Annotated in this window: 16 protein-coding genes and 1 pseudogene; 8 read left to right on the forward strand and 9 right to left on the reverse strand. The window is 56.5% G+C overall.

Going from position 1 to position 14,979, the window contains the following annotated elements; translation table 11 throughout:
• The first annotated feature begins 18 nt into the window (after positions 1-18).
• The 4 genes and pseudogenes from M8014_RS19735 to M8014_RS19750 all read left to right on the forward strand — a co-directional run bounded on the left by M8014_RS19735 (position 19) and on the right by M8014_RS19750 (position 1,965).
• Positions 19-900, forward strand: a complete 882-nt coding sequence (locus M8014_RS19735) for a LysR family transcriptional regulator (protein ID WP_271284074.1) — start codon at positions 19-21, stop codon at positions 898-900.
• A gap of 135 nt (positions 901-1,035) precedes the next feature.
• Positions 1,036-1,518: an Hcp family type VI secretion system effector gene (locus M8014_RS19740; protein ID WP_271284075.1), complete on the forward strand. Its 483-nt coding sequence runs from the start codon at positions 1,036-1,038 to the stop codon at positions 1,516-1,518.
• A 13-nt stretch (positions 1,519-1,531) separates the two neighbouring features.
• Positions 1,532-1,720 (forward strand): annotated as a pseudogene (locus tag M8014_RS19745) (tlde1 domain-containing protein); the annotation flags it as partial.
• Positions 1,721-1,722: 2 nt separating this feature from the next.
• The gene (locus M8014_RS19750) at positions 1,723-1,965 is read left to right on the forward strand and encodes a hypothetical protein (protein WP_271284076.1); all 243 of its coding nucleotides are present in this window, start codon (positions 1,723-1,725) and stop codon (positions 1,963-1,965) included.
• 170 nt (positions 1,966-2,135) lie between these two features.
• Here M8014_RS19750 and M8014_RS19755 read toward each other — a convergent pair whose 3' ends face one another.
• From M8014_RS19755 to M8014_RS19775, 5 genes are all read right to left on the reverse strand, one after another.
• Positions 2,136-2,285 carry a hypothetical protein gene (locus tag M8014_RS19755; protein WP_271284077.1) on the reverse strand — a complete coding sequence of 50 codons (150 nt, stop codon included), beginning with the start codon at positions 2,283-2,285 and terminating at the stop codon, positions 2,136-2,138.
• Positions 2,286-2,496: 211 nt separating this feature from the next.
• Positions 2,497-3,528, reverse strand: coding sequence for a methionine synthase (locus M8014_RS19760; protein ID WP_271284078.1), 1,032 nt, complete (start codon positions 3,526-3,528; stop codon positions 2,497-2,499).
• A 27-nt stretch (positions 3,529-3,555) separates the two neighbouring features.
• Positions 3,556-4,533 (reverse strand): DUF1852 domain-containing protein, encoded by a 978-nt coding sequence (locus tag M8014_RS19765; RefSeq protein WP_271284079.1) that lies wholly within the window; start codon positions 4,531-4,533, stop codon positions 3,556-3,558.
• A 129-nt stretch (positions 4,534-4,662) separates the two neighbouring features.
• Positions 4,663-5,913 (reverse strand): MFS transporter, encoded by a 1,251-nt coding sequence (locus M8014_RS19770; RefSeq protein ID WP_271284080.1) that lies wholly within the window; start codon positions 5,911-5,913, stop codon positions 4,663-4,665.
• A 31-nt stretch (positions 5,914-5,944) separates the two neighbouring features.
• Positions 5,945-6,829, reverse strand: a complete 885-nt coding sequence (locus tag M8014_RS19775) for a LysR family transcriptional regulator (RefSeq protein ID WP_271284081.1) — start codon at positions 6,827-6,829, stop codon at positions 5,945-5,947.
• 167 nt (positions 6,830-6,996) lie between these two features.
• Between M8014_RS19775 and M8014_RS19780 the strand changes: the two genes are divergently transcribed.
• Together M8014_RS19780 and M8014_RS19785 are read left to right on the forward strand one after the other, a co-directional pair.
• Positions 6,997-8,133, forward strand: a complete 1,137-nt coding sequence (locus M8014_RS19780; RefSeq protein ID WP_271284082.1) for an alpha/beta hydrolase — start codon at positions 6,997-6,999, stop codon at positions 8,131-8,133.
• Between the two features lie 74 nt (positions 8,134-8,207).
• Positions 8,208-9,389: an MFS transporter gene (locus M8014_RS19785; RefSeq protein WP_271284083.1), complete on the forward strand. Its 1,182-nt coding sequence runs from the start codon at positions 8,208-8,210 to the stop codon at positions 9,387-9,389.
• A 2-nt stretch (positions 9,390-9,391) separates the two neighbouring features.
• Here the strand turns inward: M8014_RS19785 and M8014_RS19790 are convergent, their stop codons facing one another.
• Positions 9,392-10,228 carry a helix-turn-helix domain-containing protein gene (locus M8014_RS19790; RefSeq protein ID WP_271284084.1) on the reverse strand — a complete coding sequence of 279 codons (837 nt, stop codon included), beginning with the start codon at positions 10,226-10,228 and terminating at the stop codon, positions 9,392-9,394.
• 114 nt (positions 10,229-10,342) lie between these two features.
• Here M8014_RS19790 and M8014_RS19795 point away from each other — a divergent pair, with 114 nt between their 5' ends.
• On the forward strand, positions 10,343-11,077 hold the full coding sequence (locus M8014_RS19795) for an AzlC family ABC transporter permease (RefSeq protein ID WP_271284085.1): 735 nt from the start codon (positions 10,343-10,345) through the stop codon (positions 11,075-11,077).
• Between the two features lies 1 nt (position 11,078).
• Entirely contained in the window at positions 11,079-11,402 is a 324-nt protein-coding gene (locus M8014_RS19800; protein ID WP_271284086.1) for an AzlD domain-containing protein, read from the forward strand.
• Here M8014_RS19800 and M8014_RS19805 read toward each other — a convergent pair.
• From M8014_RS19805 to M8014_RS19815, 3 genes are all read right to left on the reverse strand, one after another.
• Positions 11,399-12,094 carry an RES family NAD+ phosphorylase gene (locus M8014_RS19805; protein ID WP_271284087.1) on the reverse strand — a complete coding sequence of 232 codons (696 nt, stop codon included), beginning with the start codon at positions 12,092-12,094 and terminating at the stop codon, positions 11,399-11,401. The two genes, M8014_RS19800 and M8014_RS19805, sit on opposite strands and share 4 nt — an antisense overlap.
• Positions 12,091-12,498 (reverse strand): antitoxin Xre-like helix-turn-helix domain-containing protein, encoded by a 408-nt coding sequence (locus tag M8014_RS19810; protein WP_271284088.1) that lies wholly within the window; start codon positions 12,496-12,498, stop codon positions 12,091-12,093. Before M8014_RS19810 ends, M8014_RS19805 begins: the two co-directional genes overlap by 4 nt.
• A 104-nt stretch (positions 12,499-12,602) precedes the next feature.
• The gene (locus M8014_RS19815; RefSeq protein WP_271284089.1) at positions 12,603-14,894 is read right to left on the reverse strand and encodes an FdhF/YdeP family oxidoreductase; all 2,292 of its coding nucleotides are present in this window, start codon (positions 14,892-14,894) and stop codon (positions 12,603-12,605) included.
• Between the last annotated feature and the right edge of the window lie 85 nt (positions 14,895-14,979).

Consider the following 14,979-nt stretch of genomic DNA (forward strand, 5'->3'; position numbering starts at 1 on the left):
CGATCAGATGGAGAGGCAATGGACAGGATCATGGCGGCAATCACCTATAACCGTATCTGCGAACTCGGCAGCCTGAGTGCGGCTGCCCGTTCGCTGGGCATATCTCGCCCGATGGTCAGCCGCTATCTCGATGAGATGGAAAAGTGGGCAGGGGCGCGACTGATCCACCGCTCAACCCGGCGGCTCACCATCACCCCTGCGGGAGAGAAAACGCTGGAGAAAACCCGGCAACTGGCCCTGCTATCTCAGGGCATTGAAGGGGATACAACCAGAATGACGCCGTCGGGTACGTTACGGATCGCCTGTGCCCATTTTACGGCGACGCACCTGCTGGGGCCGGTGATCCCGCCTTTCCTCGCCCTTTATCCCGCGTTGCGCATTGAGGTTGATATCAATAACCACCCGGTCAGCCTGGTGGGGGAGCGCATCGATCTGGCTATCCGGATCACCAATGAACCGGAACCGGGTGCTATCGCTCGTTATCTGGGAACATGCCAGTCCGTGTTATGCGCCTCGCCAGCGTACCTTGAGCGGGCGGGGGTGCCGACCACGCCTGGGGATCTTGCCCAGCATAATTGTCTGCACTACAGCCGTTTTTCCGGGCAGTCATGGTCTTTTCGCGATCGGGAGAAAGGGGGAATGTCGGTGGCGGTGAACGGTAATTTCAGTGCCGGGATCTCGTCACTGTTGTGCGATATGGCCGCCGCAGGTGTCGGCCTGGCGATGGTGCCAGCCATCGAGGCGCGAAGCGGGCTGGAAAGCGGTTGTCTGGTACGGGTATTACCGCAACTGGAGCCGCAGCCGCTGGGTATTTACGGGCTTTATCAGTCACGCGATCATCAGCATGCGGCGCTCAGTCTGTTTCTCGACGCCATCAAACAGCATCTGATGCAATCGTAAGCCGGAGCATTATGAATTTGTCCAATAATACATCCTGTAGATTATGAATAATCAACGCTCTTGATTGTTTTGTATACAACCGAAAATAACCATATTAAAATTGTGGCTTCCTTAACTCAAATGGAGATTGTGGTTATGGCTATTCCGGCTTACTTATGGCTAAAAGACGATGGCGGCGCTGACATTACCGGTTCTGTCGATGTACTGGATCGCGAGGGCAGCATTGAGATTCATAGTTTCGCGCATGGGCTACATTTACCCACTGACAATATGACGGGTAAAATTACAGGTACTCGCGTACATAGTGCGTTAACGTTTGAAAAAGAATTCGATTCATCAAGCCCTTACCTTTACAAGGCTGTGGCGAAAGGTCAGACGCTAAAGAGCGCCGAATTTAAGTGGTATCACATCAACGATGCGGGGCAGGAGGTTGAATACTTCAACATGCTGCTGGAAGGCGTCAAAGTCGTCTCAGTCTGCCCTCTGATGCATAACTGCAAAAATTCCAGTACCGAAAAGCATAATCATCTCGAAGCTATTTCACTACGTTATGAAAAAATCACCTGGAAACACTGTGACGGAAATATCATGTTCACTGATGCGTGGAACGAACGATGATCCATTGTACCTTACTTTTATTGAGCAAGTTGAAAGGGGAAACTTCAGACTTCACCCGTCGGGTTACGAAGGGGTTAGTAACGGCTGCATTACGCTGCCTTCTCCTTCTCATTTTGCGATACTGCGGGAGGCGCTCCTGAGGACCCCTTCAATAAGGGTATCTGCTTCACTTAATGCTTACGGCACTATTCAGGTGTACTAATAATGACGCCAGCGAAACAAGCGGGTTTATGGTTCATTCAGTTTTTGTCATTTCTCCTGATTTTTTCAGTATTTTATCTGCTCTTGCCCGAGGTATATCTGTTTCAACTTTTTAGCGATTGGGTAGGTTTTATTACTGAGCAGGGCTGGAATGATGTATTCATGTTAACCGTTCTCTGCACCTCAGTAATCATCAACATGTTGCTGATTTTCGTTGTCGGAAAAATGAGAAACAGGCAACTATAACCACCATAAGCCCGGTCTTACGGGGCTGGCCCCATATTGCCGGGCTATTCTAATCGTCTGTTATTTGCATACTTTCTGAAAAAGGGGATTAAGGACTTGAGCAGAACGGCCGATTATATCCAAAAAAAGACCGCCGAAGCGGTCGTTACGTTTGCAACCCCAGCCGGGTATTACTTGCCGATCTCTTTGCGCACTAACGCCGGATAGGAATGCTCGGTCTCTTTTCCGGTACGGATGTTCAGGATGGTGTAACGCGCATCAGGGAAGGTGCCGGCTTTCTTTACCACCATCATCGATTCACCCTGTTGATTGCGGAACATTTTTCCGGAAGGGTATTTCGGCGCATCTGGATTCTGGCATGGGCATTGTGGATCACAGTGACTCATTATTTCCCCGTTAAGGCTTCGTCAGCCAGCAATTGAAGGGATCATCATAAGCACGGGCTTATGTCGGTGTAGACCGAAAAAGATACTCCCGTGCATTATGAATAGCCATAAAATTATAGGCGGATTGCATTAATCCGAAGGGGCGTTAGCGGGCCAAAATCTCCTGGCGAACAATCTCCGCACCGGCGCGTAATGCGTTGAGCTTGCCGTTAGCAACCCGACGCGATAACGGTGCCATGCCGCAGTTGGTGGAAGGGTAGAGCTTGTCGGCATCGACAAACTGCAGCGCTTTGCGCAGCGTATCCGCCACTTCCTCTGCGGTCTCTACGGTATTGGTCGCGACATCAATCGCTCCGACCATCACTTTTTTACCGCGGATCAGTTCCAGCAGATCCATCGGTACCCGCGAGTTGTGGCACTCCAGCGAGACGATATCGATAGCCGACTGTTGCAGCTTAGGGAAGGCTTCTTCGTATTGCCGCCACTCGGTGCCCAGCGTCTTTTTCCAGTCGGTATTGGCTTTGATGCCATAGCCATAGCAGATATGCACCGCCGTTTCGCACTTCAGCCCTTCAACGGCGCGTTCTAATGCCGCGATACCCCAGTCATTTACTTCGTCAAAGAAGACGTTAAAGGCGGGTTCATCAAACTGGATAATATCAACACCGGCCGCTTCTAATTCTCGGGCTTCCTGGTTCAGGATTTTGGCGAATTCCCAGGCCAGCTTTTCGCGGCTTTTATAGTGGGCATCATACAGGGTATCGATCATCGTCATCGGCCCAGGCAGCGCCCATTTGATCGGCTGTTTGGTGAGCTGACGTAAGAATTTCGCATCTTCAACGAATACCGGTTTCTGGCGTTCTACCGCCCCGACCACGGTAGGCACGCTGGCGTCGTAGCGATTGCGAATTTTAACCACCTCGCGTTTCTCAAAATCAACGCCGCTGAGGTGCTCGATAAAGGTAGTGACAAAATGCTGGCGGGTCTGCTCGCCATCGCTGACGATATCAATCCCGGCCCGCAGCTGATCGAACAGCGACAAACTCAGCGCATCCTTTTTCCCCTCGATTAACTCTTCGTTTTCTAATTTCCAGGGGGACCATAGCTTCTCTGGCTCTGCAAGCCAGGACGGTTTCGGTAAGCTGCCGGCAGTCGACGTAGGGAGCAATGTTTTCATAACAGGTGACCTTATATTTTTAATCAATTAAACAGCGCAGTTAGCAGACCATTGCTCAAGAATATTCTTGTAAGGTTTGATGAAATGCTTTTCGGTGAACTTGCCCTGCTCAATTGCCAGCTGGCTACGCTCTTCCCGATCGTAAACGATTTTTGTTAAGGAATGATCCTGGTTATTCAGGTTCGGTTGGTAATACTGTCCGGCCGTTGAGTTAGCGTTGTAAATCTCCGGGCGATAAATTTTCTGGAACGTCTCCATCGTACTGATGGTGGCAATTAGCTCCACAAACGAGTAATCACCCAGTAAATCGCCGGAGAAATAAAACGCCAGCGGCGCGGCGCTGTTTGGCGGCATGAAATAGCGCACCTGTAGGCCCATTTTTTTGAAGTATTCTTCAGTCAGCGAGGTACCGTGCTGTTGGTATTCGATGCCTAAAACAGGATGCACATTACCGATGCGCTGATAGCTGTTTTTATTCGAGACGCTCAGGCAGATCACCGGTGCTTTGCTGAAGTTCGCTTTGTATTCTGCTGAGTTAGCGAAATGCTTAAAGATGTTGCCGTGTAAATCGCCAAAGTCATCCGGGATGCTAAAACCGGCCTGATTTTTATTATGGTCTAACAGTCGCACGCTAAAGTCATAATCGCGAACGTAAGACGAGAAGTTATTCCCGACAATACCGTCGATGCGTTCGTTGGTTTTTTTATCAATAATATTGGTTTTCAGGATTTCAATTGCCGGGAAGGCCTGATTATCGTCACCAATATTCATCTCAACGGAGATGATCTCCAGCTCAACGGAATAACGATCGCCGTTGGGGTTATCCCAGTGCGCCAGGGCGTTAAAGCGATTATCGATCATCACTAACGTGTTGCGCAGATTCTGCTGGCGGTTTTCCCCGCGGGCCAGATTCGCAAAATTAGTGGTGATGCGCGTGTTTTCCGAAGGATTATAATTCTCGTCGAAAAGACTGTGCTTAATCGTAAATGTGAATGCGTTATTCATAATATTCAGTCTTCTTGTTGCTAATTCGTTAACATTACATACGTTATGCCAGAGCCTCAGCAACAGTGATAGCGACTAAATTTCACTACAACATGAGATATCTTCATGTTGTAGCCTGAGCGGGTTTCATCATGACGCTTTTACAGCATTGTGGGAGGTCATCTGTGGCGCATTATCGAGCCGTCGAATCGCCGGCACCAGCGCGGCACCCAGGGTGGCGATGACCACCGCAATGGCGGATACCAACAGCACGTTGCTGGAACCGTACTGCACGGCCAGCGGACCGGCGATCAGCTCCCCGAAGGGAATGGCCACAAAGGATCCCACCGCGTCATAGGCGTACACCCGCGCCAGCTTTTCCGGTGGGATATGGGTCTGCAGCGAATGGGCCCAGGCCACACCAAACAGGCCAAATGCGACGCCCGCGATAAAAAATGCGGCAATCAGCCACGGGGTTGCCGCGAGCTGACTCATCATAAAAATGGGTAACGCGCAGAGGGACACCAGCAACACCCCGATAAACAGGTCCCGGCGCGGACGCCAGCGCAGGGCGAGGGAGGAGCCTACGATCAGCCCAACGCTCTGCGCCGCCACAATTATCCCCCAGTGCGCGCGGCCAAAAGAGGCGTCGGCGATCACCGGACCAAGCACCATCATCACCCCGCTGAAGGCGGCGTTGATAATGGTGAACTGAACGACAATCGACCACACCCAGGCCCGGCTGGCGAACTCTGTCCAGCCCTCTTTTAAGTCCTGCAGGATGTTGTTTTGCGGTGCCCCGGTGTCGACGCGGGCAACGCGAATAAACAGATACAGCGGGGCAGCGGCGGCGAAGCCCAGCGCATCAATGGCCAATCCCCAGCCTGGCCCGACAGAGCTGACCAGCAGCCCGCCCAGCGACGCGCCGATCACCGTTCCGCTGTACACCCCGAGCTGGATAAACGCATTGGCCTGGCGCAGATTTTTTCCGGGAACCGTCTGGGGAACCAGCGCAGAAGAGGCCGGTAAGGTGATGCCGGCAGCGGCCCCGTTCACGGCGCCGAGCAGGGCCAGGCTCATCACCGTGGCGGAACCGTCCAGCACCGACCAGGCGACGACAGCCTGCGAAACGGCAGCAACCAGCGAAGACGAGACCAGCACCCGGCTGCGCGAATAGCGGTCTGCCAGTACGCCCCCGAGCAGCAGGAAGGCGACATTAAAGATGGAGCGGGAAGCAACGACCCAGCCTAAATCAGAGACCGAACCGCCGATATCCAGCACCGCAAACGCCAGCGCGATGGGGGCAATACCGTTGCCCAGCACGGTGAGCAAGCGCGCAAAAAAGAGATGACGGAAAGGGGAAAAGTGAAAAGCGTGCGCGCGTTTATTGTCGGTGTTCATTTTTAATGGCTTCGCAGTTAAAGGCAGTCAGTCAGATTTTCAGGGTATCAATGACGGCTCGCAGGGCGGGTGAGACATTGCGATGCGGATAATACAGGAATAACCCCTCCATGCGCAGGCTGTAACGCTGCAATACCCGGATCAGGACACCCCGTTCCAGGTCATCGGCCACCAGTTCGACAGGCACATAGGCCAGACCCAGACCCAGCCGGGCGGCTTCGGCTTCCATGTAGCTGTCCGATAAGGCCCACTGTCCCTGCGGCTGATGGGTGATTTTTTTACCGTCCTGATTGAGTTCCCACTGGTACAGGCTGCCGTCGGCAAACTGGTAGGCAATACAGGGATGGGCCACTAAATCCGCCGGGGCCTGCGGAAAGCCGTAGCGGCGAAAATGTTCCGGCGTCGCCACCACTGCCATCTCCATGTCGGGCGTGATGCGCACCGCGATCATGCCCTGGCCCACCTCCGGGCCCAGACGCACCCCCGCATCGAATCGCTCGGCGATAATGTCGACGAACCGGCTTTCGTTCATCAGCTCCAGCCGGATATCAGGATATCGCTGTTTAAACACCGCCAGCTTCGGCAGCAGACATTTATCAATGGCGTGCTGGCTGGCATTGATACGCACCGAACCGGAAGGGGTCTGGCGATAATGGGCCAAGGTCGCAAGCCCAAGATCTAAGGCGTCAAAGCCGGACTCTGTCGTCTGGTAGAGTTGCTCCCCCGCCTGGGTCAGCGACAGCCTGCGGGTGGTGCGCACCAGCAGCTGAACACCCAGCCGCTCCTCGAGATCGCGCACCGAACGGCTGATCCCCGATTGCGCCAGCCCCAGCCGCTGTGCGGCGGCGGTGAAACTGCCTTCCCGCACGACCTGCATAAACAGGTACAGCTCATTGTAGTTTTCCCGCTTCGCCATCAATGGATTCCCGTGCGTATCTATAACAATTTGATATTAATCCTAGCAGTATTCGCCCTCTAATCAGCACTATTTCTGCTAACTATAATCACCCTCATTGCAACAAAGCACAGCAGCGTTGTCCGTATGAAACCTGTATCTGAATCCTGTATTTAAGGGGATCTTTCATGAAGGCATTTACCCAAAAACTGACAACTGCATTACCCGCCATGCTGCTCTGTGCATCATTAAGTGGAGTGACGACAATGAGTTATGCTGATACAGCTAATCCGAACGCCCCCGTTTCAATGATACAGAAATGGGACAAGACCTTCGCCGAGAGCAGTAAGGTCGATCACCGCAAGGTGTCCTTCCAGAACCGCTACGGCATCACCCTGGTGGCCGATCTGTACCTGCCGAAAGACCGCAGCGATCGCAAGCTGGCCGCGATTGCGGTCAGCGGTCCCTTTGGTGCGGTCAAAGAGCAATCCAGTGGTTTGTATGCTCAGACTCTGGCTGAACAGGGCTTTGTCACGCTGGCGTTCGATCCTTCTTACACCGGCGAATCGGGTGGGAGTCCGCGCAACGTCGCCTCTCCGGATATCAACACCGAAGATTTTAGTGCGGCGGTGGATTTCCTCGGGTTACAAAAAGAGGTCGATCGTAATCGGATCGGTATCCTCGGGATCTGTGGCTGGGGCGGGATGGCGTTGAATGCCGCCTCGATGGATACCCGCGTCAAAGCGGTCGCCACCAGCGTGATGTACGACATGAGCCGGGCAATGGGCCACGGGGTCGGCGACGGCAAAGACCGTTATTCAGCGGCCGATCGCCATGCCGTGCTGGAGTATCTGAACGCGCAGCGCTGGAAGGATGCAGAAAGCGGCACCTTCGCCCATGGCGGGCATGATCTGAATGTCGACCAGAACGGCAACGTCACCGCCGGGGAACGTATTCTGCCCGAGGCGTTACCGGCCAATCCGCATCCGGTGCTGAAAGAGTTCTTTGACTACTACCGGATGCCACGCGGATTCCACGCGCGCTCGGTTAACTCAACGGGCGCATGGACGGCGACCATGCCGCTGTCGTTCATGAATATGCCGCTGCTGAGTTATGCCAATGAAATCACCATCCCGACGCTTATCGTCACCGGTGAGAAGGCGCACTCACGCTACTTTGCTGAAGATGCGTATAAAGCGGTCGGCAGTAAGCACAAAGAGCTGGTGGTGGTCCCGGGCGCAAACCATGTGGACTTATACGACAATGCCGCCGGTAAAATACCTTTTGCCCGCTTTGAGCAATTCTTCAAAACCAGCCTGAAATAAACCCCCTAACCAGTATGTTTAAGCCACCGGTCTTTGACCGGTGGCGTTGACGCTGGCCTTCGCGAAATCTGAATATGTCCACACTCAGCCAGACCACACCACACCAAAATGCGTACTGGGGCGGTATTTTTGCCATGACCCTGTGCGTCTTTGTCCTGATTGCATCCGAATTTATGCCGGTCAGCCTGCTCACGCCCCTTGCCACCGATTTGGGCGTAACGGAGGGGCTGGCAGGGCAGGGCATTGCCATCTCCGGCGTGCTGGCGGTTATCACCAGCCTGACGATTTCTACTATTGCCGGCAAGGTGGATCGTAAATATCTCCTGCTGGGGATGACGGTGCTGATGGCCGTGTCGGGAATGATTATTGCCTTTGCGTCCAGCTATCTGGTGTATATGGCAGGCCGGGCCCTGATTGGTATCGCCATCGGCGGGTTCTGGTCCATGTCTGCCGCCATCGCCATTCGGCTGGTGCCGACGCATCAGGTCCCCCGTGCGCTGGCCATTTTCAACGGCGGTAATGCCCTGGCGACGGTGGTGGCGGCCCCGCTGGGTAGCTATCTCGGCGCCACCATCGGCTGGCGTGGAGCGTTTCTTTGTCTGGTCCCGGTGGCGATACTGGCCTTCATCTGGCAGTGGATTAGCCTGCCCAACATGCGCGGCGACAGTAAACCGTCGCGCGGAACGGTTTTTCGCTTGTTCAGTCGCCGCATCGTCTCGACAGGTATGCTGGCCTGCGGCCTGTTCTTCATGGGGCAGTTTGCGTTATTCACCTACATGCGCCCGTTTCTGGAAACCGTCACCCGGGTAAGTCCGTCCGGCCTATCGCTGATCCTGCTCACCCTCGGGGTCGCGGGTTTTGTCGGCACGCTGATCGTTTCTACCTTCCTTAACGCGCGATTTTACCTGACGCTGATCGCCATCCCGCTGCTGATGGCCGCCATCGCCGGGATGTTGATCCTGACCGGGCACAGCGTCTGGATAGTTGCCCTGCTGTCAGGCTTGTGGGGGATGCTGGCGACGGCAGCGCCAACCGGATGGTGGACGTGGATCGCCCGCACCCTACCCGATGATGCAGAGGCCGGTGGGGGGCTGATGGTTGCGGTTATTCAGCTGTCGATTGCGCTGGGATCCACGGTGGGTGGCCTGATGTTTGACCATCTGGGCTGGCAGAGCGCGTTTGCGATGAGTGGCGTACTGCTGCTGTGCGCCGGGGTCCTGGCTTTGATCACCTCACGTCAGGGGCACGCGGGCTGATCTTACAGCGACGCCGCGGCAAACAGGCCCGGGGTGGTGCCAAAATGCGCCCGGAAGTGCTTAATCAAATGGCTCTGGTCAAAGAAGCCGATGTCGCTGGCTACCTGGGCGGCGCTGACCCCTTTGGCCAGCAGCGCTTTGGCACGCATCAGGCGGATTTGCGTCAGATACTGGTGCACGGAAAGCCCGGTCATCTTCTGGAAGGTGCGCATAAAATAGAATTCACTGAGTCCTGCCACCTGTGCAATCTCCTTCACCGACAGGGACTGGGTATAGGAGCAGTGCAAAAAGTCGATCGCCTGACGGATATCCGCCCGCAACATTCCCTGGCGCGACCCTTTGACGGTACGTTCACCGTAATGACCCACCAGCAGGTTGAGGATCTGATACATCACGCACTCTTTTTCCAGCGGGTCAGGACTCTGTTTGATCAAGGCCGCCGCCTGCAGCATGCGGCGGGCCATCACTGGATCGTGTCGGATCCCCTGCGTGCCGAAATTCACCGCGCCTTTGCCGCTGAGCACCGTTTGCGCTACCTCGTTCAGCAGGCTTTCACCGGGATAGAATGCGCAATAATCCCAGCCTTCATCACGCTGCACCGCTTCGCCGGTGTGTACTTCGCCCGGGGCGATAATCATCACCGAGCCCGCCGCGGCAATGCCGTTTTCCCGACATACCCGGGTTCGCTGTGCCCCGCGGGCAAACGCTGCGATCACAAATTCATCATGAAAATGCGGCGGGTAGCTGTGCTCATAGCAGGTGGCCTGCAGGATCTCCATCCCACCGTGCAGCTGACTGTCGCGCCACAGGCTAATCTCATCGCGTTTTTGTTGCACCACGTCCGCTTCCTCTCCCCGCCTACGTAAATTTCACGGCTGAGCAGGATTTTACTATAGCGATTTCAGCTAATTCGTAAGATTGTTATTGAGCTAAGTAATATAAGGGAAAAAGAGATGTTGATGAAGACAAACACCGGCCGGGCCGCCTCCACGTCGGGCGATTTCCGCGCCGGTGTCGCGGCCTGTCTGCCGACCATTCCGGGCTACTGGAGTATAGGCTTTGCCGCCGGGGCGATTGGCACGCTCTCCGGGTTTACCCCCGGACAAATTGCCCTGCTGGCCGGTGCCCTGTACGCCGGGTCGGCGCAGTTTCTGTTTTATTCTCTGTGGGCGGCAGGGGCCGAAATGGCGTCGGTGGTGCTGAGCGTGCTGCTGGTTAACCTGCGCTACCTGCTGATGAGCTCATCGATGAGCGTGTTTTTTCGCGACTACAGCACGCTGCAAAAAATGGTCAGCGGGCTGCTGCTGACGGATGAAACCTTTGGCGTGGCGGTTCAGCACGGCAGCCCGCAGGGCAAAATCAGCTATGCCTGGATGCTGGGTCTGAACGTCACCGCCTGGCTGAACTGGATTTTTGCCTGCGTGGTGGGTGCCTGGCTGGCCACCACATTACCGGCGTCGCTGATGGAAGGGCTGGGCTTTAGCCTGGTCTCAATGTTTATCGGCCTGATCCTGATGATGTGGTTTGCCAGCCGCCGAAAGACGCTGGAAACCCTGAACATTGCCGTCGCGGTGGCGATCACCTTGTTCTGTGCCGGAAGGGGTTCGCTCAGTCTGGTGGTGATTGTCGCGGCCTCCCTCGCGGCGACCCTGGCAACAGTGCTGTTACGTACCCGGAAAGGAAAATAGGATGGAACGACATATTGTGCTGGCGATTATCGCCTCTGCGCTGGTGACCGCCCTGATGCGCACCGTACCCATTTTGCTGCTGTCCCGCTTTCGTCTGCCGGGCGTTGTTCAGCAGTGGCTGAGCTTTATTCCCACCGCCATCATGGCCGCGCTGGTGGCTGCTGAACTTCTGAGCAAGCCCGCGATGACCAGCTCCGGGATCAGCATCGCGCTGCTGGCGGCGGGGTTCGCCACCGTTGTGGGGGTGATAACCCGTGGACTGTTCGCGACGGTGATTGCCGGGGTGGTGGCGTTTACCGCCGCAGGCTATTTTCTGGCGACTTAAGCCAGTAACGACGTCACCTGGCTGACGCTGACTATCCCCTTATCCCAGATAATCTGGTGCAGGGATGACTGAATAATGCTGGTGATGGGTTTGGGCGTTAACAGCGCCCAGCAGATCCCGTCAGGTCTGCGAACCGAGCGGTATGTCACGCCAGTTTCGCCCGCGACCCGCAAACGGGCACCCAGACGCTGCGGCTCGTTGTAGTCCGTGGGATGGTAATATGGGTGCGTGCCCGGCAGGCCGGTAATGTCGACAAAGGCGGTGTGGCCCAGTTCGGTTTCCAGGCAGCGGTATTCAAAGCGTTCAAACTTCAGTTCAGGTACGTTCTGCCAGTAGTGCTGGCAGTGGTAGACAATCTCGGCCAGCGCCGTCTCCTGGCTGTCCCCCAGATAATAAATACCAAAATCGCCATTCGAAAAGCGGCTGCCGTCCGGATTGACGTGGGTGAAGGCGGCCATGGCGTAGTGCGCACCGCGGATCCCCAGCACCCACTCCTCGCGAGGTAGCAGGTTCAGGTTTCCCACTTCGGTGGACAGCCGCGGATTGGTTAGCTTCTGGATGTCGTAGAGAACGTCAAACGCTTCCGGGCTGGCAACATCCTCGAACACGTAGATGGCCGGGTACTTGGTATGCAGCAGGCGGTAGCCCTTGAGGGGAACCAGCGCCGTTCTTGGGATCTCCGCATCGGTCATCCGGCCAGGCCCCCGCGCAGCACGTCGACGCGCTTCGCCACTTCATGCAGATTGCCGAACTCGCCGCCCGCAATAAACGACAGCGGGGTGGCACCGTTGAAGTAGGCATTTTGGTTGGCCATGGTCATAAACCCGTACACGTTCTCGGGATTGCTGAACACGATCCGCAGCGCCGAATGTATATTCAGCAGATAGCTTACCCGAGTGAGCTGGTCATGGCTCAGTGACGCGCTCTGCGTGTCGCTGTGACGGTACTTGTAGAGCGCCGCCCGCGACAGCTGCAGAATGTTCTGCTGCTGCTCGGTGGTGCAGCCCCACTTTTCCAGGATGTTCATCGCGGCCCGGATGGCGATTAAATCGCGATCCCCGCGGGCGATTGAGGCCGGATTCAGGTGCTTCGGCATGGAATGCTCCCTGTGCTGAGAATGATGAATATAGTCTCAGCATGAACTAAATATCCTTATTTGTCTACGCGAAGACGGCGCGGGATGACCCCGCATTAACGGTGTTAGGCTATCGGACGGATCTCTTTTGAGCGCAGAGTCAGCTGAACCGGCACCGACTTATACGATGGGGTACCGCTCTCTTTATCCAGATAGTCGAGAGGAACCAGCACGTTAGCTTCAGGATAATAGGCCGCCACCGTACCTGGGGCGATACGCCAGGCCACCAGCGTAATGTCATCAAGACGCTGCGTACTGCCGGGCAGCGCGGTGGTGATATCCACCCGGTCGCCGTGCTCCAGCCCCAGTTGCTGCATATCCTCTTCGTTCATAAACAGCACGTCGCGGCGACCAAACACCCCGCGATAGCGGTCGTCGAGGGCATACAGCGTGGTGTTGTACTGGTCGTGGCTGCGCAGGGTGACGAGGCGCAGCACGTTTTCGCCAACGCCCGGACTGTTCTCTTCAACGCCTTCAAACAGCGAGAACATCGCTTTGCCGCTGACGGTAGGCCAGACGCGCTCGGTTGGCGGCAGCGGCAGGCGAAAACCGCCGGGGATCCTTATCCGCGCATTGAAGTTTTCAAAGCCGGGCAGGGTCTGCTCGATGCGCTCCCGGATGCGATCGTAATCGGCCACCAGTTCCAGCCAGTCGACGCGGCTGTCGGGCAGGGTGGCGTGGGCGATCCCGGCGACAATCGCCGGTTCCGAGCGCAGCCACGGCGAGGCCGGGGTGAGTTTGCCGCTGGAGGCATGCACCATCGACATGGAGTCCTCGACGGTGATCGACTGCGGGCCTGCGCGCTGCATATCCAGCTCCGTACGCCCCAGGCAGGGGAAGATAAAGGTCTCTTTGCCCACCAGCAGATGGGTGCGGTTGAGTCGGGTGGCGACGTGTACGCTGAGATCCAGTTTTCGCAGGGCGGCGAACGTCCGGGCGTGGTCCGGCATGGCCACCGCGTAGTTACCGCCGAGACAGATTAGCGCTTTGGCCTGTCCGTCGAGCATTGCCTGCGCGGCCTGCACCGCGTCGTGGCCAGGGGCGGACGGCGGGGTAAAGCCGAACACCGCCTCCAGCTTATTCAGAAACGCCGCCGACGGTTTTTCGGTGATCCCCACCGTGCGGTTGCCCTGCACGTTGGAGTGCCCGCGCAGGGGACAAATTCCCGCCCCGGGCTTGCCGATATTGCCGCGCAGCAGCAACAGGTCAGCAATCAGGCGCACGTTTGCGGTGCCTTTGTTGTGCTGGGTAATGCCCATCCCGTAGGTGATGATGGTGGCGTTCGATTTCGCGTAAGCGTCGGCGACGCTCTCCAGCTGCGGACGTAATAACCCGGAACCCTGCTCGATGGCCTCCCAGCCCGTGGCGGCGATATCGGCGGCAAACTCTGCGAAACCGGCGGTATGGCGGGCGATAAAATCGTGGTCCAGCACGTTACCGCGTGTCGCATCCAGCTGCAGGAGGTGTTTGGCAATACCTTTGAGCGCTGCGGCGTCGCCACCGGCTTTGACCTGGAAGTAAGTCGAGGCGATGTCGGTGGCGCTGTAGGTCGCCATCTCCATCACGCTTTGCGGATCGGCAAAGCGCTCAAGGGCCGTTTCACGCAGCGGGTTAAAGACGATGATCGGCACCCCCCGACGGGCAAGCTCGTGCAGGGTGCCCATCATCCGCGGGTGGTTGGTGCCCGGATTGTGCCCGATGGAGATAACCAGCTCGGTGTTATCAAAATCCATCAGCGAGACGGTACCTTTGCCGATCCCGATTGAGCGGGGCAGGCCGACGCTGGTGGCCTGATGGCACAGGTTGGAGCAATCGGGAAAATTATTGGTGCCCAGCTCGCGGGCAAACAGCTGATACAGGAACGCGGCTTCATTCGAGGCGCGCCCGGAGGTGTAAAACTCCACCTGCTCCGGTGCCAGGCCGCGCAGTACCTCGCCGATGCGGGCAAACGCCTGTTCCCAGCTGACCGGGCGCAAGGTGTCGCTTTGTGGATGGTAAGCAAGCGGGTGCGTCAGACGGCCCAGCCCTTCGATCTCGAAATCGGTTTTTTCCCACAGTTCGCTGACGGTGTGTTGCGCCAAATATTCTGGGGTGACGCGCTTTGTGGTGGCTTCCCACGTCACCGCTTTGGCGCCGTTCTCGCAAAACTGAAAGGTGGATTTGTGTTCTTTGTCCGGCCACGCACAGCCCGGACAGTCAAAGCCATCGGGCTGATTGGTGCGCAGCAGAGTGGCAGGCGCGTCGAAGACATCCATCTGCGTACGCACCGCAATCGCTGTAGCCTTTAACGCTCCCCAACCGCCTGCCGGGCCTGCGTAATAGTGAATGCCTGGGACCTGTCGTCTGTGGTTACTCATCGGTGCTCCTGTGGGGGTTTTCGGGGTGGCGGCTGATTTCGGCCAGCAGCAGGCGTAACCCAGTCTGTCAGACCCCGATTCTGAA

The sequence above is a fragment of the Silvania hatchlandensis genome (assembly GCF_025564065.1).
In the GTDB taxonomy this organism is placed as follows: domain Bacteria; phylum Pseudomonadota; class Gammaproteobacteria; order Enterobacterales; family Enterobacteriaceae; genus Enterobacter; species Enterobacter hatchlandensis.